The following is a 23586-nucleotide window of genomic DNA, read 5'->3' as shown; positions in this document are numbered from 1 at the left end:
ACCAACGGCACTTTTACCCCTGGAATAGTCCTTTGTCTATTATTTTTGAAATGCGATCCCAATCGATAAGAATATTTATTTGACTAAAAAATGTAGCTTTTATCTTTCTTGTACGTAAGTCACAAATGCTATCTGCAAAAGCAGCTGTTCTTTGTAGTTTCATAACTTAAATTACACGCCTTAATAAGCTAACAAACAATGATTTACACCCTAAGTTTGGGTCTTTGTTTTTGTCATGTACCTTGCAACGGTCTTAAATTCTGTGATCTTTATTACTTGAATTTAAGAATCAAAGAAAATACAAACCTAAAAAATAGAACATTTTGATATTGTCATTAGAAACAAGCCCAAAGGAGCCTGCCAAAAAAATCAACTAAACACCTTTACAACCTTGCTATTTGTTTTATTTCTTCAATCGTTTTCTGAGCCAATGCCTCTGCATTTTCCTGAGAGTTACTTTCTGTATACACTCTAATTATTGGTTCTGTATTTGATTTTCTTAAATGAACCCATTCGGTTGGAAAATCTATTTTAACACCATCAATGATATTCACATATTCAGATTTGTGCTTTTCTGCCATTTTCTCAAGAATATTATCTACATCTAAACCAGGTGTTAATTGTATTTTATTTTTACTCATAAAATAACTTGGAAAAGAATCTCTTAATTCCTTACAAGACATATTACACGTTGCTAAATGTGATAAAAACAAAGCGACACCAACCAAAGAATCTCTCCCATAATGAGATTCTGGATAAATGACACCTCCATTTCCTTCACCTCCAATAACCGTATTGGTTTCCTTCATGGCAATGACCACATTAACTTCCCCTACTGCACTTGCAGCATAAGACCCACCATGTTTCTCTGTCACATCTCTTAACGCTCTAGAAGAGGACAAATTAGAAACCGTGTTTCCTCCTTCTAACTTTCCTAGAACATAATCGGCACAAGCCACTAAGGTATATTCTTCTCCAAACATAGAGCCATCTTCATTTACTAATGCCAATCTATCTACATCTGGATCAACAACAATACCACAGTGTGCTTTTTCTGCAACCACAAGTTTTGATATATCCTCTAAATGTTCTTTTAATGGCTCTGGATTGTGAGGAAACTCACCATTCGGTTCACAATATAACTTTACACAATCTACTCCCATTCGCTCTAACAAAGCAGGAATAAAAATTCCACCAGTCGAATTTACAGCATCTAATACTACTTTGAATTTTGCTTTTTTAACAGCAGCAACATCAACTAAACCAAGAGCCAACACAGCATCAATGTGCTTTTTAATAAACGATTTATCCTTCGTATACACTCCTAGGTCATCGACCTCTGCATATGTATATGCATCATTCTCTGCCAAATTCAATATTTTATCACCCTCAATTCCATCTAAAAATTCACCTTGTTCATTCAATAATTTTAAAGCATTCCATTGTTTAGGGTTATGCGATGCCGTGATAATAATCCCTCCATTTGCTTTTTCCATCGGAACAGCTATTTCTACAGTTGGCGTAGTTGACAAACCTAAATCCACTACATCAATCCCCAAACCAATGAGTGTATTAGAGACAAGACTACTTATCATTTTACCAGAAATACGCGCATCTCTACCAATTACAACTTTCAAGGTTTCTTTTATATTCTTATTTCTATCTAACAACCATGTACCATAGGCACTTGCAAATTTCACTGCATCAAGCGGCGTTAAATTATCCCCTATAGAACCACCAATGGTACCTCTTATTCCTGATATTGATTTTATCAATGACATATATAGTATTGTATTAAATTCATTCTCAAAAACAAAAATAGAAAAGAATAACGACTACTCGTCTATCAAAGTAATTATATTTATCAGCCATAAGACAAAGAGGCTAAAACAAGTATAAAACATCCTGTAAACAAAAAGAGCTATCTAAAAATAGACAGCTCTTTTTTAATTATAAAATGTAGAAATTATTCTTTTCCTTCCATTTTTTTCTTTAAGTCAGCAAGACCTGCAATATCACCAAATGTTGATTTTTCAGCAGATTCTGATTTCTTAGCTACAGCTTTGATATTTCTAGCCTCTTCAGCTCTGAAAATCGCAGTATGAGAAGCAACAATTCTTCTGTACTCCTTGTTAAATTCTAATACTTTAAAATCAGAAGCATCTCCTTTTCCAAGTTTACTACCATCTTCTTTCTCTAAATGACGACCTGGCACGAAAGCTTCAACTCCATCTGCGAATTCTACAATTGCACCTTTGTCTGTTTTTTCTTTAATTGTACCAGCATGTACTGAATCGATTGTATAAGTCACTTCATGTCCATCCCAAGGATTGTCTTGAGTTTGTTTATGACCTAAGTTTAACTTACGATTTTCAACATCTAATTCCAATACTTGAACATCTAAAATATCACCTACTGATACAAAATCAGATGGATGTTTAATTTTCTTAGTCCAAGAAAGATCCGAGATATAAACCAATCCGTCAATTCCTTCTTCTAGTTCAACAAAAACACCAAAGTTTGTGTAATTTCTTACAGTACCTTTATGCTTAGAACCCACTGGATATTTCTTAGTAATATCAGTCCACGGATCTGGATGTAATTGCTTGATACCTAGTGACATTTTTCTATCCTCTCTATCAAGAGTCAATACGATTGCTTCAATTTCATCTCCAACTTTCACAAAGTCTTGAGCTGAACGTAAATGAGTTGACCATGACATTTCTGAAACATGAATCAATCCTTCTACACCTTGTTCAACCTCAATAAACGCACCGTAATCAGCAAGTACTACTACTTTACCTTTTACTTTATCACCCACTTTAAGTTCAGCATCTAAAGCTTCCCATGGATGAGCATTTAATTGTTTCAATCCTAATTGGATTCTTGTTTTTTGGTCATCAAAATCAAGGATTACTACATTTAATTTTTGATCTAATTCAACTACCTCAGATGGGTGGTTAATTCTTGACCAAGATAAATCAGTAATGTGTACCAAACCGTCTACTCCACCTAAATCGATGAATACACCGTAAGAAGTAATATTTTTCACAATACCTTCTAATACTTGTCCTTTTTCTAACTTCCCAATAATTTCTTTCTTCTGAATCTCGATATCAGCTTCAATAAGAGCTTTATGAGAAACAACAACATTTTTAAACTCATGGTTGATTTTCACAACTTTGAATTCCATTGTTTTATCAACATATTGATCGTAATCTCTAATTGGCTTAACATCAATTTGAGAACCTGGTAAAAATGCTTCAATTCCGAATACGTCAACAATCATACCTCCTCTAGTTCTACACTTAACAAATCCGTTAACTACTTCACCAGTTTCTTGTGCGTTGATTACTCTATCCCAAGCTTTTATTACTCTCGCTTTTTTATGAGACAATACTAATTGACCAGAAACATCTTCTCTTCTATCAACCAATACCTCTACTACATCACCAACAACTAAGCCTGGATTGTAACGGAATTCGTTTAAAGAGATAACTCCTTCTGATTTTGAATTGATATCGATGATAGCATCACGATCAGTAATTCTAGTTACTGTTCCTTCGATAACATCTAACTCATTTACGAAACCAACAGTTCCTTCTAAAGCAGCATCAAATTCTTTTAATTTAGCTTCATCAACAACCTCAATACCTTCTTCGTATTTGTGCCAATCGAAATCTGCTAAAAATTGTTCTGGATTTACAGTCTCAACAGCAGGAACTTCCTGAACCTCAACTTCGTTTTTTAATTCTTCAGACATTTTGTCTTAATATTTGTATCCTATTGTTAACCGGATTTTTTAAACGACATTAACCATAAGAGATGTTAGTTAACATACATCAATTCCTCTTCTTAAATCCGTACTCGTAAAAAGGTTTGCAAATTTAGTATTTATTTCTCACTTCGACAACATATAACACACGTAAAAAGACACTAGAAATGAGCATATTACAAACAAACACAGCACACCTTCAGATTATCAATCTGAAAACAACCATATTCAAACCATGACAACAGAATATCAAGCCAAAAAAGAACACTATTCTTTAGATTAATGCAACTATTAGAACTATCTTTGCAGACTTTTAACAACGGCTGACAAAGTAGCGATATTATTTTGTAAGTCAATAACTTATACAAAATGTCTACATTTAAAGAATTAGGATTGAACGACGAAATCCTTAAAGCGCTAACCGATTTAGGATACGAAACACCTTCTGAAATTCAATTAAAAGCTATTCCTCAAGTAATTTCATCCAATCAGGATTTAAAAGCTTTTGCACAAACAGGAACAGGAAAAACAGCCGCATTTAGCTTACCTGTACTGCAAGAACTAGATGCTAACAATAAATCAACACAAGCAATCATCTTATCTCCCACCAGAGAATTAGCAGTTCAAATTGGAAAAAACATTCAAGATTTCTCTAAATACATGAAAGGAGTAAATGTACTTACCGTTTATGGGGGAGCAAATATTCAAGACCAAATTAGAGGACTAAATAAAGGCGCTCAAATTGTTGTTGGTACTCCTGGACGTACAGTTGACCTTATCAAAAGAAGATCACTGAAACTTGACAACGTAAGGTGGTTAATCTTAGATGAAGCAGATGAAATGCTTAACATGGGATTCAAAGACGAATTGGATCAAGTATTAGAGGTTACTCCAGATAACAAACAAACTCTATTGTTTTCTGCAACATTCCCTAGAGAAGTGGAATCTATTGCTAGAAACTATATGGATAACCCAATTGAAATTACTGCAGGTAAAAAGAATACTGGAGCTGATAATGTAACTAACGAATATTATGTGGTCACAGAAAGAAACAGGTACCCTGCATTAAAAAGAATTTGTGACGCAAATCCAGATGTTTATGGAATCGTTTTCTGTAGAACAAAAAGAGAGACTGCACAAGTAGCAGAAAACCTTATTCAAGATGGCTATAATGCAGATGCATTACATGGAGATTTATCTCAAGCACAACGTGATGGGGTTATGCAAAAATTCAGAAACAATAGCTTACAGATATTAGTAGCTACAGATGTTGCTGCTCGTGGATTAGATGTAAGCAACTTAACCCACGTAATCAATTACAAATTACCAGACCAAATCGAAGCTTACACTCATAGAAGTGGAAGAACGGGAAGAGCAGGAAAAAAAGGTATTTCAATTGCTCTAATTACTAATAAAGAAATGGGTCGATTACGCCCTATAGAAAGAAAAATAAATAAAAAATTTACCAAGAAGGAAGTTCCTTCTGGAGAAGAAATATGCAAGAATCAATTATTCAGTTTAATTAACATCGTTAAAGAAACAGAAGTTAATCACGATCAAATTGACACCTATTTAGAGAGTATTTATTCTAGTCTAGAAGGACTGAATAGAGAAGAATTAATTCAGAAATTTGTTTCTGTTGAATTCAATAAATTCCTAAAATACTACACAAACTCTCGTGACCTAAATGAAGCAGAAAGAAGTAGATCTGACGACCGAGGAAAATCAAGAGATGATGAAAACATGACTCGTTTCTTTATCAACCTTGGAAGAAAGGACAACTTAAATCCTGGAAAATTAATAGGATTGATAAACGAGCAAGAAATCACTAACAATGTTGAAATTGGACAAATTGAAATCTTAGATACTTTCTCTTTCTTTGAATTAGACAAGAATTTTACCGACGAAACAATTAGCTCATTCCAAGGAGCTGAATTTAACGGTCGTAGTGTAAATGTTGAAGTTACTGAAAAGAAAAAACGCTCAGGAGGAGGAAGAAGAAACGATCGTCGTGGAGGAAGCGAAGAAAGAAGAGGTAGAGGAAGACGCTATGAAGGTGGTGGTCGCTCCGACAGAAGAGAAGGTGGTAGATCTGACAGAAACGATAGCAGACGTAGAGATCGCGGGTCTAGCGATAGAAGATCTTCAGACAGACCTGATAGATCAGATAGATCTGACAGAAGAAGTTCAGATAGACCTGATAGAAGCTCTGGTTTCGGAAGAAGAAGAGACTAAGAGCCTTAATCTATATAAACAAAAAGCAGGAACTGTAAAGTTTCTGCTTTTTGTTGCTCTTATATAAAGCGAAATTTATTCTATCACATTCCTAATTGTCATTTCACACCATTTTGACATTTAAATGACGTATTAAATTCGTTTCTTTTTAATTCATCTTTCAATATAAAATAGAACCATAACCTAAGCTATGCTAATATTTTTTATTTCATCTAAAGAAAAAAATAATTCAAATTTAGCATCAACCACTCTGAAATTTATTTGGTACTATCAGTTAAGACTCCTAAAAGAATATTTCTCATTACAAACAGAAGATTAAACCCCTTCTCTTTGGCATTATTTGCATTTACTGCACTATTAACAGTCACAAAACCCAACTCTTACCTTATTTTAAACAATAATAAATATTCCCTTTTTAGACATCGTACACAAAGATACTTTCAGAAAAAAAGTATCTTTGCAAAATGGGCAGAAAAAAGAAAAATTACGTATTTGAAAACATCGAAGTAATCGATGCTGGAGCAAGAGGAAAATCAGTTGCAAAAGCACCCGATGGTCGTGTTATTTTTTTAACAAATGCAATTCCAGGAGATATTGTTGATATTCAAACAGGAAAAAAAAGAAAAGCGTATTTTGAAGGTACTGCCACAAAGTTTCACAAATACTCAGATAAAAGAGCTGAACCTAAATGCACTCATTTTGAACATTGCGGTGGTTGTAAATGGCAACATATGAAATATAAAGATCAACTTTTTTATAAAGAAAAGGAGACTATCCAAAACCTACAAAGAATTGGTCATCTTGAACTAGAAAAAATCACTCCTATACTCGGCTGTGAAGAAGAATATTTTTACAGAAACAAAATGGAATTTTCATTTTCAAGTAATCGATGGTTGACTTATGAAGAAATAAAATCTGACAAAGAAATAGATAATAAAAACGCCTTGGGTTTTCATATCTCTGGTATGTGGGACAAAATTTTAGATGTTGAAAAATGTTACCTTCAAGAAGATCCTTCAAACGAAATTAGAAATTCGACCAAAGAATTTGCTCTTGCCAACAATATTGAATTTTACAATCCAAGAGAACAAGATGGACTACTTAGAACGATGATGTTAAGAATTTTATCTACTGGAGAAATTATGCTGGTTTATCAGTTTTTCAAGGAAGATAAAGAAAAACGAGAACTCCTATTAAACTATATCCAACAAACATTTCCACAGATAACCTCTTTGCAGTATATTATCAATAGCAAAGGAAACGATTCTATCTACGATCAGGATATCATTTTATTTAGCGGGCGAGATCATATTTTTGAAGAAATGGAGGGTCTACGTTTTAAAATTAATGCCAAATCATTTTACCAAACCAACTCAAAACAAGCTTATGAACTTTATAAAGTTACAAGAGATTTTGCTGGTTTAACAGGAAACGAACTTGTATATGATTTATATACAGGAACAGGAACTATTGCACAGTTTGTTGCTAAAAACGCAAAAAAAGTAATCGGTGTAGAGTCTGTACCAGAAGCCATAGAAGACGCTAAAGGAAACGCAGAACATAATAAAATTGACAATGTTGAATTCTACGTTGGTGATATGAAAGAAGTTTTCACTACTGAATTCATCAATCTACACGGTCAACCAGATGTTATTATTACAGATCCTCCTCGTGACGGAATGCATAAAAAAGTGGTAGAACAAATATTAAAAATATCTCCCAATCGAATTGTATACGTAAGCTGTAACTCTGCTACACAAGCAAGAGATTTAGCGTTGATGAAAGATCAATATAAAATCATAGACACACAAGCAGTAGACATGTTTCCACAAACACATCATGTAGAAAATGTAGTATTACTTGAGTTGAGATAATATTACTATACAAACAAAAAAAGCCTAGTAAATATAATTTACTAGGCTTTTTTTTATTCATTTAGCTACTAAGTCCTACCAAAACAATGCATACAAGGCAACAAGAATAATCATAATAGCAAATGCCCCAACATTAAATAATGCTGATGTCTCAAACACCCGTTTATTTAATTCAATTCCTTTTCCATCATCTTTTCCTTTGTTTTGCATCAAACTAATTGCAATAATAACACCCATTGTTACTAATGCAGTATATCCCATTTGATCCATAAAGGGCAAACTTCCCATTTTAAACAAAACAGCTATAGGAATAGACAATAGTGCTCCCCAAATAGCAGCTTTGTTTGTCGTCTTTTTCCAGAACAAACCTAATATAAATACGGCCAAAATACCTGGACTCACAATTCCTGTATACTCTTGAATAAACTGGAATGCTTGATCTATCCCCCCTAATAAAGGAGCCATTACAACCGCAATAACTAATGCTACAGCTGCTGAAATACGTCCAACATTCACCGTTGTTCTATCATTTGCATTTTTATTAATATATTGTTTGTATATATCCATTGTAAAAATTGTTGAAGTAGAATTCAACATAGACGCTAAAGAAGAAACAATTGCTGCTGCTAATGCTGCGAATGCAATTCCCTTCAAACCTGTAGGTAAAAACTGTAGCAACCAAGGATAAGCCTTATCAGCCGATCCTGATTCTGGCATATTCAACCTACCTACTTCTCCTAATCCAGCCATCAATTCAGGATCATTAACAATAACATAAGCAGCAATTCCAGGAATTACAACTATAAAAGGAATGATCAATTTCAATCCTGCTGCTAGCAATATTCCCTTTTGAGCCTCTCTTAAAGATTTTGCTGCCAATGTACGTTGAATAATATACTGGTTGAATCCCCAATAATACAGGTTTGCAACCCATAATCCACCAACCAATACCCCAATTCCAGGTAAGTTCGTATACTCAGGATTACTCTCCTCTAAAATCATATTAAAACGATCTGGAGCTGCTTCATATACAGCTAACATCCCTTGCCATGCTCCTTCTCCACCAGAAACCGTGTTTAAGGCTAAATAAGTAGTAACTAAACCTCCCATGACTAGAAATATTACTTGAATAATATCTGTCCATGCAACTGCAGACAACCCTCCATATAAAGAATATGCTGCCGCAAACAACGCCAGACCAATTACTGCATAAATCATATCTACACCGATAATCGTCTCAATTGCCAATCCACCCAAATAAAGAACAGACGCTAAGTTTACAAATACATATAACGCGATCCAAAATACAGCAAGAATTGTTTTCAAATTTGTAGAAAACCTTTTCTCTACAAATTCTGGAATTGTATACAATCCCTTTTCGATAAAAATAGGTAAGAAATACTTCCCTACAATTATCAAGGTTAAAGCCGCCATCCACTCGTAAGATGCAATAGCCAAACCAAGAGCAAACCCAGACCCTGACATTCCAATAAACTGTTCTGCGGAAATATTTGCTGCAATTAATGATGTACCAATGGCCCACCATGGAAGAGATTTACTTGCTAAAAAGTAATCCTCGGCATTTTTTTGGTGTCCATCTTTATCTCTAGAAACCCACAATCCAACTCCCAATATAAGAATTGCATAGGCTACAAAAATAACGTAATCCCAAAAATGAAATCCTGTTGTCATAATATATTTATTTAAATTCGGTTAATTTTAAGTTGCAATTTATCATTTTAATTTGAACACCTTATCCAAAACAAAATTTTCTAACGTTAACTGCACATATTTTGCAACAAATTGACACCATCAATATTAACATAGTTTAACAAACTAGTACTCCCTTCAACAATCTGACTATTAATTACTACTTTTATCATTAGCCCTTAAGATTAAAACGACATGTCTACGACAAATATAAAACACAGCCTTTTTTTAATTCTATTGATAATTGGATCAAATATTTTATGTGCCAATAAAAAGGAACCTAAATCAATAAAAAATTCTAATTTTCGATATACTTCTTTCCTATTCAAGGGGAGTATCCTAGAAGACTTCTTGATCAAAAAAACAGAAAAAAAAGGAATATCTACCTTCTTTATTCTCGTTTCGGATACAGATGGAGATGGTGTTAACGACAGTATTGATTTAGACGATGACAATGATGGAATTTTAGACGAAGTCGAAAACAGCTGTTCTGTAATATCTGGTTATAATGCTTACTGGTCTTTTGATGACACTACAGATGACGCCACTACGAACAATTATGACCTTCAAAACTCTCCAACAATAGTTTATGACACCAATAGCGTTTCAGGAACCAAATCAATTCGTTTTGATGGAAGTACAACATTACTACAATATAATGATGGTACTTTTCTTAATCAAGATATAAGCAACTTTACTTTTTCTTTTTGGATATATCCAGAAACATTAACAGGAGAACAAACCTTGATAGAAGAAGGTGGTACTGAGAATGGATTTGCAATAAGACTAAATGGAAACACACTTGAGTGTGCTATCAATAACAGCACTGCTACCTTTACCACTTCAACATTTACAATTCCCTCCACAAGCACGTGGTACCATATAGCAGTAACATTTACAAATGGAGACTTAACCTTATATTTAGATGGCATCCCTTCAAATACTGTCGATACAGAAGAATCTCCTTTAACAGATCTTGGAAACGCAAGTGGTTTTGGTGCTACGAATTCAAATAACGCATTTAACTCTGGTAGTGGAAACTATTTTACAGGATTGATAGACGAAATATATTATTACGAAACTGCCTTGAACATCAGTCAAATCAACCAAATGAAAAATAGCGTTTCTTGCACTCCAGAAGACACTGATTTAGATGGTATATATGACTATCAAGATTTAGATTCTGACAATGACGGGATTCCTGATAATATAGAAGCACAAGAAACAAACAATTATATCGCTCCAAACTCTGATGACTCAGCAACTTACACGGCCAACAACGGAGTAAATTCCGCTTATCTAGGCGGATTAACACCTGCCAATACAGATGGAGATTCCTACCCTGACTTCCAAGATACCGATAGTGATAATGAAGGAGATAATGACACCTCTGAAGCAGGATACTCTCTATCGGGAATTGTGGGAACAAACGGATTGGATTCTAACTATGAAAGTTCAGATGATTTTTCTGACATAAATGGAACATTAAATGACCCAACAACACTTCCAGATGCTGATAGTGATTTAAATTCTGGTGGAGATATTAACTATAGAGACAACTCAGTTTCCGTAGCTTTTTCATTTGTAAGTGGGGTAAATGCCTCTATTCTAGCATCTACTATAGAAGGACCTGGTATTACAATTTCTAATGCTACGATTACTATAGGAGAAAATTCACAAATAGGAACTTTTGTCGGTGCCATTCAAGGAATAGGACTTGAAATTGATGATGGCGTTGTATTCACTACAGGTACTGTAACTGAATCGTTTTCTACAAATAATGATACTGATAGCACTACTAGCCATGATACCTCTACATCTGATGCGGACTTAATCTTATTGTCTATTGGTACTATGAATGACCCTGTAATTTTCGAATTTGATGCAACTTTAGATGATAAAGCTACTGTTTTAACAATAGATTATCAATTTGCTTCTGACGAATACAACGAATATGTATGTTCTAACTATAATGATATCTTTGGTTATTTTGTGTCAGGAAACGAAGTTATAGGAACCCAAAACATCGCTCTTGTTCCAGGAACTTCTAACACAGTATCTATTAATTATTTAAATAATGGTTCCGTTGGCGCTAGTGGAGATGCGGCCAATTGTGGTGACTTAACCCAGTCTAGTTATTTTAGCGACAATACATCTGGTAGTATTACAATTGAGTACGATGGTATTACAAAAAAAATCAGAGCCTCTGCAACTGGACTAACACCAGGTGAAACTTACCATATAAAATTTGCTATTGCAGATGTTACAGATACTAAATATGATTCTGCCATATTTATAAAATATATAAGTGGTTTTCCTGACACAGATGATGATGGAGTTGCCGATGATATAGATTTAGATGACGATAATGATGGAATTTATGATTTAGTTGAAGATGCTAATTTAGACAACGACAACAACTATTTAACAGACCCTACAGATACAGATGGAGATGGAATTTACAATTACTTAGATTTAGATTCTGACGGAGATGGAATTCCAGATAATATTGAAGCACAAACTACAGCAGGTTATATTGCTCCAAATGGAGCTTATGACTCTAATGGAATGGACACTGCTTACCCGTCAGGTTTAACACCTATAAATACGGATGGTGTTGATAATGAAGATTATTTAGACACTGATTCTGACAACGAAGGAAGTGATGATACAACAGAGGCTAATCTTACCTTAAACGGAAATATAGGGGTCAATGGTTTGGATAATAATATAGACACCATCGACAATTATTCTGATGTAAACGGAATTATTAATGCAACTTCTGACTTACAAGATTCTGATGGTGATGTAAGTTTTGGAGGAGATGTTGATTTTAGAGATGCATCAAGTATCGGAGATAACGACAATGACGGGGTGAATGACACAATCGATTTGGATGATGATAATGACGGTATCCTAGACACCTTGGAAGGGACCATTTTAGATACTGATAATGATGGATTAAACAACTATTTAGATTTAGATTCTGATGGAGATGGTATCCCAGATAACCTAGAAGCGCAATTAACCAATAGCTATATTGCACCTAACGCTGATGATGCTGCAACTTACTTAGCAAATAACGGTGTAAACTCTGCTTATTTAGGAGGATTAACACCCATTAATACAGACGGAACAGATACTGCTGATTATATCGATACAGACTCCGATAATGAAGGTCAAGATGACACTACCGAAGCGGGATTAACCCTTAGTGGTGCTAATGGTGTAAATGGATTAGACAGTAATATTTATACATCAAATGATTACCTAGACATAAATGGTAATATTGATGATTTAACAAATTTGCCAGATTCAGACACTGATTTACTTACAGGAGGAGATGTAGATTTTAGAGATAACACAATTGATATCACTGCCGGTAGCGGAAATCTAATCTGGTTAAGAGCTGATATCGAAGCGACCTCTTCTACTTGGCAAGATCAATCTGGAAACGACAAAGATGCCTCCGCAGTGGTTGCTCCAACAATGAATTCAAATGGATTGAACTTTAATCCTACATTTGATTTCAATGGAACAACACAATATATGAATATTACCAATGGTCTCTTTGAAACTAATTTCTATACAGATCTTTGGGTATATATTGTTTCTAGCACTCATACAATTCAAAATAGTTTTATTTATTATGAAGAGCTAGCTTCTTCAGAGAGATTTGGAACTCACATACCTTGGGGTAACAGTAATTTCTATTTTGATTTTGGAAGCACCAATACAAGCGAAGGTAGAATTCGTTCAGATTGGGGCAGTACGACCAATACTTTCAATCTTTGGAATTTTAACCAAAGTAACACAACAAGCAATCCATCTGGAGCAAACAAAGCATTATATAGAGATGGTTTCCGTTTTGCTAACGCAGATTCTTATGATTCATCAATTCAAGGAAATGACTCTGATTTTTCCATTGGTTCCAATACATCAAAGTATCACGATGGAGAAATAGCAGAAATTATAATTTTTGCAGACATTCCAACAGATACTGAACAACAAAGTATACAATCGTATTTGGCTATAAAATATGGTATTACTTTAAATGACACAGATACAAGACCTGCTATTACAGAGGGTGATTACCTTTTGTCAAATGGAACTACAAAAGTATGGAGTTATGACAATAATAGCTTATACCACAATGATGTAGCAGGGATTGGAAGAGATGACACACGTAATTTCACACAAAAACAATCTAAATCTATCAATTCAGATGCTTTAATTTCCATTGGACTTGGATCACTAGCTACAGACAACCTAACGAATGCTAATTCCTTTTCAACAGACAAAGATTTTCTAATGTGGGGAAATGATAATAATACTGGCACTACTACAGCAACTTCTGTATTATGTAGTAGCTCTCTAATTATGAATCGCATATGGAAAATCGTTGAAACAGGTACTGTAGGAAGTACTCAAATTGCAGCTCCTGAAGCAACAATAAGAACTGATTTAAACAGCAGCTCAACTATACAAATAGCGATAAAAATAGCAGATGATGAAGCATTGACTACAAATGTTGAATTTATATCATTAAGCAGTGCAACAGTTAATGGAACTACACAACTAACAGGCACTTACGATTTTGAAGGCACAAAATATTTTACATTTACAGAAGTAAACGGAATTTACTGGGATGGTTCTGAAAACGGAGGAACAGGTGCATGGGAAGGAGGATCTTCTAGTAGCGTTACTGGAGCTCCAAACACAGATGACAATACAGAACTTGTAACAATTGATTCCAATGGAGGTTCTGATGCTGTATTAACTGAAAATGTTGAAATTGGATGTTTATGGATTAAATCTGGTTCAACATTAACAGTAAACACGGCACTTTATCTTCAAATTGCAGATAACTTGCAATTAGATGGAGATTTACGAATGGTGGGTGAGGCACAGCTAATTCAAACTCATACAGGGGATTCTAAAGTTACGGGAATTGGTAAACTCTATATAGACCAAACCGCTACTGCGGCTACAGTTTTTCAGTACAATTATCTTACCTCTCCTGTTCATGCAACCGGAACTACATCCTTTTCTGTAGCAGATGTATTAAAAGATGGTACAATACCAACCTCTTCATCTTCTACTCCTTTGGATATTAACTTTCAAGAATACAACTACAATTACAGCAACCTTAGCGGAACCAATACCACAAGTCCTATTACCATCGCTAATTACTGGATTTTCAGCTATATCAATGGTTTGACTGCATCTTCTTGGATTCAACAAAAAGAAACAGGATCGTTTAACCAAGGAGAGTCCTTTATTCTAAAAGGACCGGGAGCGCCACAAAACTACACCTTTGTAGGCACACCAAATGATGGAGATATTACAACGACCATCAGTGCGGGTCATAACTCTTTATTAGGAAACCCCTACCCTTCTGCTTTGGATGCAGATGAATTTTACGCTGACAACTCTTCTGTTATTGGAACTTTATATTTCTGGCAACATACAGGAGATGGAGGTAACCATATCCAAGATCAATATGAAGGTGGATATGGAATACGAAATGCAAGCACTGGAACTGCTGCAACCTCGGCTATTGAAGGCATCGCAGGACTCGGAAGTGGAACTTACCATGCTCCAAAACAACACATCCCAGTAGCACAAGGGTTCTTCTTAAAAGCGGGTCTCAACGGAGGTACAATTACCTTTAACAACAGTCAGCGTGTTTATGAAACTATAGGAGCTAATTCAGTGTTTTTCAAAAGTGTAAATAAAGAAAACTCTAATAATAAAACAACCGTTAGTACCTTACCTGTACTAAAACTTGGTTTTGAATATAAGAATACCGAATCAATTGATTTACATAGACAAATTGCAGTTTCTTTCCAAGAAGGCAATAGCTACCAAAAAGACGAAGGATTTGATAGTCAAGTATTGGATTTGGACGCTACGGATCTTTATTTCAAATTTGAAGGCAACAGAGAAGTATATGCTATTGCAGGAATTCAAGAGATTTCTGACAACCTTGAAGTTCCACTAACACTTAACATGGATTATAGCGGAAAAGCATATATTATGGCCGATGAAAAACTCAACATAGCTAGACCTGTTTATTTGTTAGATAAAATTGACGATACATTCTTAGAATTAAATAAGACTCCAATTGAACTAGATTTAGCTGCAGGACATTACAGCAATAGATTCTATATTACTTTTGGTTCTGAAAATGCGTTAGGACTGAATGAAAAATCTACTTATAACAATATAATCATTCGTTATAATGATAAACTGAAAACTATAGAAATCCGAAAAGATTTTTCCTTAACAATTTCCGAAATTCAAATTTACAATACTTTAGGCGTACTATTAAATCAATGGGATGATCAAGAAGAAATCGATATTAAAACATTACCTCAAGGAATCTACATCGTAAAACTACAAACTTCTAATGGGAAAATTTCTAAAAAAATAGCCATCTATTAAATCTTAAAAGTTGCTAGAGAAATAAATATGTAGGGATTATTGAAGTGATTAAAAATAAAACTTTAGAGTCTTTTAATCCCAATTTTATTTTTAAATGACATAATAATAATTTGGATTTTTTTATTCAAAAAAACAATAAAAATAAGAGTATAGCTCCGCTACGGTTTTGTTTTTGTGTGAAACATGAACGAAAAAGAAACGAATTTAATGCGTCATTTAAATGCTAAAACGAACTAGAAACTATTCTTAATAACGTTCCTTTTTCAATAGAAAACATAAAAGAATTGTATTTTTCCTTTCATGAAACACCTATTGAAAAAGGACTTTTTGGAAAGTTGGCTAAAGCAAATACGTTTTCAGTTTGCAATGATTGCATCTATATTATTTGTATGAATGGTTATGGCAAAACTAAGCTTAACAATAATTTATTTGAAAGGAAATTAAAGCGAAAAATCACTACAAAAAACTGAAATACCCTAGTAAAAATGGCGTCTTTTGCTAAGAAGCAGTAAACCTACCAGCTTCCACTAGCTCCACCTCCACCGAAGCCACCTCCACCGAAGTCACCTCCAAAACCACCGCCGCCGAAACCTCCAGAGCTTCCGCCTCCAAAACCTCCACTACTTCTACCCATACTACTGAATAAAATTGCAGTTAGAATGTCTGAAGAAGCACTACGTCGACCTCCACGACCTCCACCTTTATTGTTTCTCTTTCTAAAAACAAAAAACAATACTATTACCACAACAATGAAAAAACCTTTCATTTTGGAAGAATCGTTTCCTGTTTTATTTTTCTTTCGTTCACCTTTAAACTCACCATTTAAAACCTGAAAGATAGCATCTGTACCTTCATTTAAACCTGCATAAAAATTACCTGATTTAAAATTAGGAGTAATCATGCTTTCAATAATTCTTCTTGACAGAGCATCCGTAAGTAAATGCTCAACTCCGTAGCCCGTAGAGATATTTACTTTGTGTTCATTTTTAGCGATCAAAACAAGAATACCATTATCCTTTCCTTTCTGTCCAATTCCCCATTTTTGCGCCAACTCAGTTGCAAACATCGCAATATTATTAGACCCTATTGAAGTCATTGTTATGACAACAATTTGTGTTGATGTAGAATCGGAATAACGTATAAGTTTTTGCTCTAATCTTTTTTGTTCCTGTTTAGAAAGTAAGTTTGCATAATCATACAAACTTGTTTGCTCTTTTGGAATATCTGGAATTCCGTTTTGTGAAAAAACATTTACCATTGCTGTAAACACAAACAAGGTGACAATCGTTACTATATTTTTAACTTTCAAAATTTTGATGAATTTCCTTATGATTAATATTCTTATTTACGATTTCCCATAAAACGCAACAAGTACAAGAATAGATTTACAAAATCTAAATACAATGTCAATGCTCCCAAAATTGATTTCTTTTTATAATCCTCTTGAGAATCATCAAAAGACGCCATTCTTTTTATTTTTTGAGTATCGTATGCCGTTAATGCAACAAAGATCAAAACACCCGCATAGGTAATTACCCAATACATAATCTCGCTCTGTAAAAACATATTTACAACAGAGGCTATAATTAAACCTATCAAGCCCATAAAAGCAAGATTTCCAATAGAGGTTAAATCTCTTTTGGTTATATAACCATAGGCACTCATCACTCCAAAAGTAGCCGCTGTAACTAAAAATGTAGAGGCTATAGAAGAACTCGTATAAATTAAAAACACCATAGAAAGGGTCAAACCATTCAATACTGAATAGAGCAAAAACACGATACCTGCAGTTTCAGCTGACATTTTATTTATTCTAGCTGAAAGATAAATAACGGCTCCAAATTCTGCAGCAATTAAAATATAAAAAGGAATCATTGTAGTTCCTGAAAATATGGCTTGCTGAACAGCTGGCGTAGATGCCGCCCACATAGCAACAACACCTGTAATAACCAATGCAGCACTCATCCAACCATATACTTTTGAAATAAAAACAGCTTGTAATTGTTCTTTTTCTAATAAAATTTCTGTATTCATAATATATATATTCTGTTAACCTTTAGATATTTCATCAGGTAATTCATTTACATCATCAGACTGATAAGGAAAAAACTCTCTCAATCTCTTGCCTGCTTCTTCAATTCCTAATTGCAAACCAGTAGCAAAATCACCTTTTTTAAATTCGGAAATCACCAATTCTTTTGTCGTATTCCAAAAATCACTTGGCACTACCTCATCTATTCCCGAATCTCCCAAGATAGCAAACCTATGTTCTTTTACTACTAAATAAAATAAGACCCCGTTTTTGGCTTCAGTTTCATTCATTTTCAATTCAAAAAAAATCTCTTTAGCACGGTCCATAGTGTCTTTTTCAGAACTAGGATCGATATGAACTCTAATCTCTCCAGAAGTATTCAACTCAGCTTCCTTTATCGCATTTACAACTGCTTGCTCTTCTTCTTTTGATAAATGATATTCTGTATTTGCCATCTTTAAAATTTTACTTCGGGTGCTTTTTCACTTCCTTCTGCAGATCTATAACGACTCATTTCTTCAAAATTCAACATTCCTGCAAAAAATGAATTTGGAAATACCTTGATATGTTTGTTATAATTATTTACCAAACCGTTAAATCTATTTCTTTCTACATTAATTCTATTTTCGGTTCCTTCCAACTGACTTTGCAATTCTAAAAAATTTCTATTTGCCTTTAAATCAGGGTATTTTTCTGCAACCACCATTAATCTACCCAAAGCCCCAGACAATCCTTGCTGTGCTTTTTGATAAGTTGCCATATTTTCTTCGGTTAAGTTACTCGCATCAATTTTAGTACTCGTTGCTGCTGCTCTGGCTTTTATAACAGCTTCTAAAGTTTCACTTTCATGATCTGCATACCCTTTTACTGTATTTACTAAATTAGGGATCAAATCAGCTCTTCTTTGATATGAACTTTCTACATTTGACCATGCTGTTTTTGCGTCTTCTTGATAGATTACAGCGGAATTATTAAACCCTTTAAAGGTACTATATCCCCAAAGAACAACTATACCAACAATTATTAACGGCAACCACTTTTTCAATTTATTCATTTTGTATTTTTATTATTTAATACTTCATATTCAATATATGTACCACTTTATTTATTTCTGATATTTTGTCAGAATTTTGACAAAACTGGTATAATTAAAAATTTAATTATACCAGTTTTACAATACGTTTTTTATTTTCAATAATTCAGCTTTCACAAACTCCAAGCGGGCAATAATCTCTAAATTATTTTTTGCCACATCTGGATCAAAAAGCAATTTTTTCTTGGCTCCATCCAAAGTAAAACCCTTCTCTTTAACCAAATGATAAATCAATCTAAAATTCTCAATATCTTGAGGCGTAAACATCCTATCCCCTTTGCTATTTTTTTTAGGTTGAATAACTTCAAATTCTTTTTCCCAAAATCTAATTAAAGAGGTATTCACTCCAAATGCGCGTGCCACTTCGCCAATTTTGTAATATCTTTTTTCTGGCAAGTCGATATTCATTAGTCAAGTGATTGATTTTCTACAGAAGCCATTTCCAACATCATATCATATTCCTTCGGAGTCAAATCGTTAAAATAATAATAAATAGGATTTACTTTTCTATTTCCTTTTATCACTTCATAATGTAAATGTGGTGCTGTTGATATACCCGACGAACCAACATAACCAATCATATCACCTCTTTTTACTTTTTGCCCTTTGCTAACTATATAACTATCCATATGCGCATAAAGTGTTTTATAACCAAACCCGTGATCAATCTTTACATAATTTCCAAAACCTCTTCTCGATCTCTTAACAGTTTCAATTCTCCCATTTCCAGTTGCATAAATAGGAGTTCCTCTAGGAGCAGAAAAATCCATTCCCGAATGGTGTTTTCTGGTCTTATAAATAGGATGAATTCTATAACCATATCCCGAGGCCATCCTTTTTAAATCTTTATTCGCTACTGGTTGAATTGCAGGAATTGAAGCCAGCATCTCTTTTTTATTCTTCGCCAATTCAATGATTTCATCTAAGGACTTCGACTGAACAACAAGTTGTTTTGATAAAATATCCATTTTCTTTGTCACCTCTTTGATCATCGTTGAATTGTCAAACCCATCTAAAGACTTATACCTATTGATACCTCCAAAACCAGCCATTCTCTCTTCTTTCGAAATAGGTTCAGCTTCAAAATACACTCGGTAAATATTATTATCTCTTTCTTGAACTTCTTCCAACCTAGTAGTTATTTCATCAAGTCTTTTTGAAAACAACTCAAATTGTAAATCATCGTTCTCCAATTCACGTTCATTGCTCAATTGGCTAGGGGACTTAATAATATAACTGAAGCTTATAAATCCAAATAAAGCAATCAAACCTACAGCTGTTGCAAACAATAAACCATTCTTAATTTTTGTGCTTCTTTTTACCGTTATTCTTTGATAAGAAAGGGTATCTGAATCGTAATAAAATTTTACTTTTGCCATATTGCTAAATATAGTACTTTTGTATCCTCATTTGTAAGCACTTTTATAAAGTTAAAAATCATGAGATAGCAGCAAATTTACAAAATGTTTTACAACTACTCTATGATTGGTTAAATTTAGCATTTTTTTAATAGTTTAAATTAAGAATCGTAACACATGAAATCACTAGAAATAAGACAACAATTTTTAAACTTCTTTGAGGAAAAATCTCATAAAATTGTTGATTCTGCCCCAATTGTATTAAAAGACGACCCTACCTTGATGTTCACCAATGCAGGAATGAATCAATTTAAAGAATATTTTTTGGGTCAACGTGAGGTTACACATTCTAGAATAGCAGATACTCAAAAATGTTTACGTGTTTCAGGAAAACATAATGACTTGGAAGAAGTAGGAATGGACACCTACCACCATACGATGTTTGAAATGTTAGGGAACTGGAGTTTTGGTGACTATTTTAAAAAAGAAGCTATTGAGTGGGCATGGGAATTTTTAACGGATCGCTTGAAAATTGACAAAGACTCATTATATGTTAGTGTTTTTGAAGGAAGTACAGATGCTGACAATCTAACCATGGATCAGGAATCTTTTGATTTATGGAGTGCTATTGTTCCTAAAGATCAAATCATCATGGGAAACAAGAAAGATAACTTCTGGGAAATGGGAACACAAGGACCTTGCGGACCCTGTTCTGAAATCCATATCGATATTCGTTCTACGGAAGATAAAGCTAAAGTTTCAGGGAGAGACTTGGTAAATATGGATCACCCTCAGGTTGTAGAAATATGGAACTTGGTTTTTATGCAATTCAACAGAAAAGCAGATACAACTTTAGAAAAACTTCCAGAACAACATGTAGATACGGGAATGGGATTTGAGCGTTTGTGTATGACAATGCAAAACGTACAATCTAATTATGATACGGATGTTTTTACTCCCTTAATCAGAGAAATTGAAATCATTACCAAATCTAAATACGACAAAAACTCAATTGCTACGGAAGAGAATGGAAAGGTAAGTGTTGCAATTCGAGTAATTGCAGATCATGTACGTACTGTTTCTTTTTCAATTGCAGATGGTCAACTACCAAGTAATAATGGTGCAGGTTATGTAATCAGAAGAATTCTAAGAAGAGCCATCCGTTACGGGTTTACCTTTCTAAACACTAAAGAACCTTTTATTTACAAATTGGTTGAAACATTGAGTAATCAATTAGGTGATGTTTTCCCTGAATTAAGATCACAACAACAATTAATTGTAAATGTTATTAAAGAAGAAGAACATTCTTTTTTAAAAACATTAGATCAAGGTTTGGTTTTATTAGATACAATTATTTCAAAAACTACAGGAACTATTGTTTCTGGAGAAAAAGCTTTTGAATTGTATGATACCTTCGGATTTCCTATTGATTTAACAGCACTGATCTTAAGTGAAAAGGGGTTTGAGCTGGATGAAAAAGGATTTGACACAGAATTACAAAAACAAAAAGACCGTTCTCGAGCAGCCGCAAAAGTAACAGCAGGCGACTGGCAAATATTAGAAAAGAATTCAAACGGAAGTTTTGTTGGTTATGACAATACCACTGCTGAAGTTGTCTTAACACGCTACAGAAAAGTTGCGAATAAAAAAGAGGGTCAATTGTTTCAATTGGTATTTAACCAAACTCCATTCTACCCAGAAGGAGGTGGACAAGTTGGAGACAAAGGATATTTAGAATCTGCAAACGGTGATGTGATTTATATTCTAGACACCAAAAAGGAAAACAACTTGATTATTCATATAACAAAGAATCTACCTAAAAACATCAATGCAAAATATACAGTTGTTATAGATAGTAAACACAGGTCTAGATCTGCTGCAAATCACACTGCTACACATCTATTACATCAGGCTTTAAGAACAATTTTAGGAAAGCATATTGAGCAAAAAGGATCTATGGTTCAAAGTAACTCTTTGCGTTTCGACTTTTCTCATTTCACAAAAGTAAGCAGTGATGAACTAGCTGAAATAGAAAATTTTGTAAATACCCGTATCCACGAAAAATTAAATTTAGAAGAAAACAGAAACAACACCTACAATAATGCAATTTCAGAAGGAGCAATTGCTTTATTTGGAGAAAAATATGGTGATACGGTTCGTTCTATTAGATTTGGTGAATCAATGGAACTTTGTGGCGGTATTCATGTTCAAAACACAGCAGATATATGGCGTTTTAAAATCACTTCTGAAGGAGCTGTTGCGTCTGGAATCAGGAGGATTGAAGCGATTAGTTCTGATACTGTAAAACAATACTACAACGAACAAGACGGTTTATTTACCGAAGTAAAAAACAGCCTTAAAAACACAAAAGACCCAGTAAAAGCAATTACATCTTTACAGGATGAAAACACAGCATTAAAAAAGAAGATTGAAGTTTTAGTAAAAGAAAAAATAAAAGGATTAAAATCTCAATTAAGAAAAGAAATCACAGAAGTAAATGGAATTAATTTCTTGGCAACCCAAATAGACATGGAGGCAGGGGCTTTAAAGGACATTGCTCATGAACTAGGGAATGAGATTGACAACTTGTTTTTCTTTGCAGGAACAGAAATCAACGGAAAAGCTTTATTGACTTCTTATATTTCTAAAAATCTTGTAGAAGAAAAAGGATTAGATGCAGGTAAGATCGTTAGAGAATTAGGAAAACTCATCCAAGGTGGCGGAGGTGGTCAAAAGTTCTTCGCTACAGCAGGAGGTAAAAATCCAGCTGGATTAGCCGAAGCAATCTCTAAAGCAAAAGATTATATTTCTTAAAAAAGCTAACCTAGCCTTCGACAAACTCAAGACACACGAGTTAATAACATAAAAAGGCTCCAATATACAGTTGGAGCCTTTTTGTTATTCTTTATATTATTAGCTAATTAAGACCGTTGCAAGGTACATGACAAAAACAAACATCCAAACTTAGGATATAAATCATTGTTTGTTAGCTTATTAAGATGTATATTCAAGCCATGAAACTACAAATAACACCTACTTTTGCAGATAGCATTTGTGATTTA

At 34.0% G+C, this 23586-nt stretch carries 14 protein-coding genes; 4 read left to right on the top strand and 10 right to left on the bottom strand.

Going from position 1 to position 23586, the window contains the following annotated elements:
* Positions 1–13: 13 nt before the first annotated feature.
* The 3 genes from V5787_RS01460 to rpsA form a co-directional block, all read right to left on the bottom strand.
* Positions 14–163 (bottom strand): hypothetical protein, encoded by a 150-nt coding sequence (locus V5787_RS01460; RefSeq protein WP_336891515.1) that lies wholly within the window; start codon positions 161–163, stop codon positions 14–16.
* A 220-nt stretch (positions 164–383) separates the two neighbouring features.
* Complete coding sequence (gene glmM / locus V5787_RS01455; RefSeq protein ID WP_336891514.1) at positions 384–1781, bottom strand: phosphoglucosamine mutase; 1398 nt, start codon at positions 1779–1781, stop codon at positions 384–386.
* Positions 1782–1966: 185 nt separating this feature from the next.
* Positions 1967–3763, bottom strand: a complete 1797-nt coding sequence (rpsA, locus tag V5787_RS01450; RefSeq protein WP_336891513.1) for a 30S ribosomal protein S1 — start codon at positions 3761–3763, stop codon at positions 1967–1969.
* 381 nt (positions 3764–4144) lie between these two features.
* On the opposite strand from rpsA, the gene V5787_RS01445 reads away from it, so the two are divergent.
* On the top strand, positions 4145–6010 hold the full coding sequence (locus tag V5787_RS01445; protein WP_336891512.1) for a DEAD/DEAH box helicase: 1866 nt from the start codon (positions 4145–4147) through the stop codon (positions 6008–6010).
* 464 nt (positions 6011–6474) lie between these two features.
* Positions 6475–7884, top strand: coding sequence for a 23S rRNA (uracil(1939)-C(5))-methyltransferase RlmD (rlmD, locus tag V5787_RS01440; protein WP_336891511.1), 1410 nt, complete (start codon positions 6475–6477; stop codon positions 7882–7884).
* 75 nt (positions 7885–7959) lie between these two features.
* On the opposite strand, the gene V5787_RS01435 is transcribed toward rlmD, so the two are convergent.
* Complete coding sequence (locus V5787_RS01435; protein WP_336891510.1) at positions 7960–9576, bottom strand: sodium/sugar symporter; 1617 nt, start codon at positions 9574–9576, stop codon at positions 7960–7962.
* Between the two features lie 213 nt (positions 9577–9789).
* Between V5787_RS01435 and V5787_RS01430 the strand changes: the two genes are divergently transcribed.
* Positions 9790–16041 (top strand): choice-of-anchor L domain-containing protein, encoded by a 6252-nt coding sequence (locus V5787_RS01430; RefSeq protein ID WP_336891509.1) that lies wholly within the window; start codon positions 9790–9792, stop codon positions 16039–16041.
* A gap of 514 nt (positions 16042–16555) precedes the next feature.
* Here the strand turns inward: V5787_RS01430 and V5787_RS01425 are convergent.
* From V5787_RS01425 to V5787_RS01400, 6 genes are all read right to left on the bottom strand, one after another.
* Positions 16556–17350: a TPM domain-containing protein gene (locus tag V5787_RS01425; protein ID WP_336891508.1), complete on the bottom strand. Its 795-nt coding sequence runs from the start codon at positions 17348–17350 to the stop codon at positions 16556–16558.
* 32 nt (positions 17351–17382) lie between these two features.
* Positions 17383–18075: a Bax inhibitor-1/YccA family protein gene (locus V5787_RS01420; protein ID WP_336891507.1), complete on the bottom strand. Its 693-nt coding sequence runs from the start codon at positions 18073–18075 to the stop codon at positions 17383–17385.
* Between the two features lie 15 nt (positions 18076–18090).
* Positions 18091–18528, bottom strand: a complete 438-nt coding sequence (locus V5787_RS01415; RefSeq protein ID WP_336891506.1) for a TPM domain-containing protein — start codon at positions 18526–18528, stop codon at positions 18091–18093.
* Between the two features lie 2 nt (positions 18529–18530).
* Complete coding sequence (locus V5787_RS01410) at positions 18531–19118, bottom strand: LemA family protein (protein WP_336891516.1); 588 nt, start codon at positions 19116–19118, stop codon at positions 18531–18533.
* 126 nt (positions 19119–19244) lie between these two features.
* Positions 19245–19574 (bottom strand): MerR family transcriptional regulator, encoded by a 330-nt coding sequence (locus V5787_RS01405; RefSeq protein ID WP_336891505.1) that lies wholly within the window; start codon positions 19572–19574, stop codon positions 19245–19247.
* On the bottom strand, positions 19574–20545 hold the full coding sequence (locus tag V5787_RS01400) for a M23 family metallopeptidase (protein ID WP_336891504.1): 972 nt from the start codon (positions 20543–20545) through the stop codon (positions 19574–19576). Before V5787_RS01400 ends, V5787_RS01405 begins: the two co-directional genes overlap by 1 nt.
* Before the next feature lie 156 nt (positions 20546–20701).
* On the opposite strand from V5787_RS01400, the gene alaS reads away from it, so the two are divergent.
* On the top strand, positions 20702–23338 hold the full coding sequence (gene alaS / locus V5787_RS01395) for an alanine--tRNA ligase (protein ID WP_336891503.1): 2637 nt from the start codon (positions 20702–20704) through the stop codon (positions 23336–23338).
* Positions 23339–23586 lie beyond the last annotated feature (248 nt).

The organism is Flavicella sp. (assembly GCF_037132785.1).
Lineage (GTDB): Bacteria > Bacteroidota > Bacteroidia > Flavobacteriales > Flavobacteriaceae > Flavicella.
The sequence above is the reverse complement of the archived record's forward strand: the minus strand, read 5'-3'. Positions and strand labels throughout refer to the sequence as shown.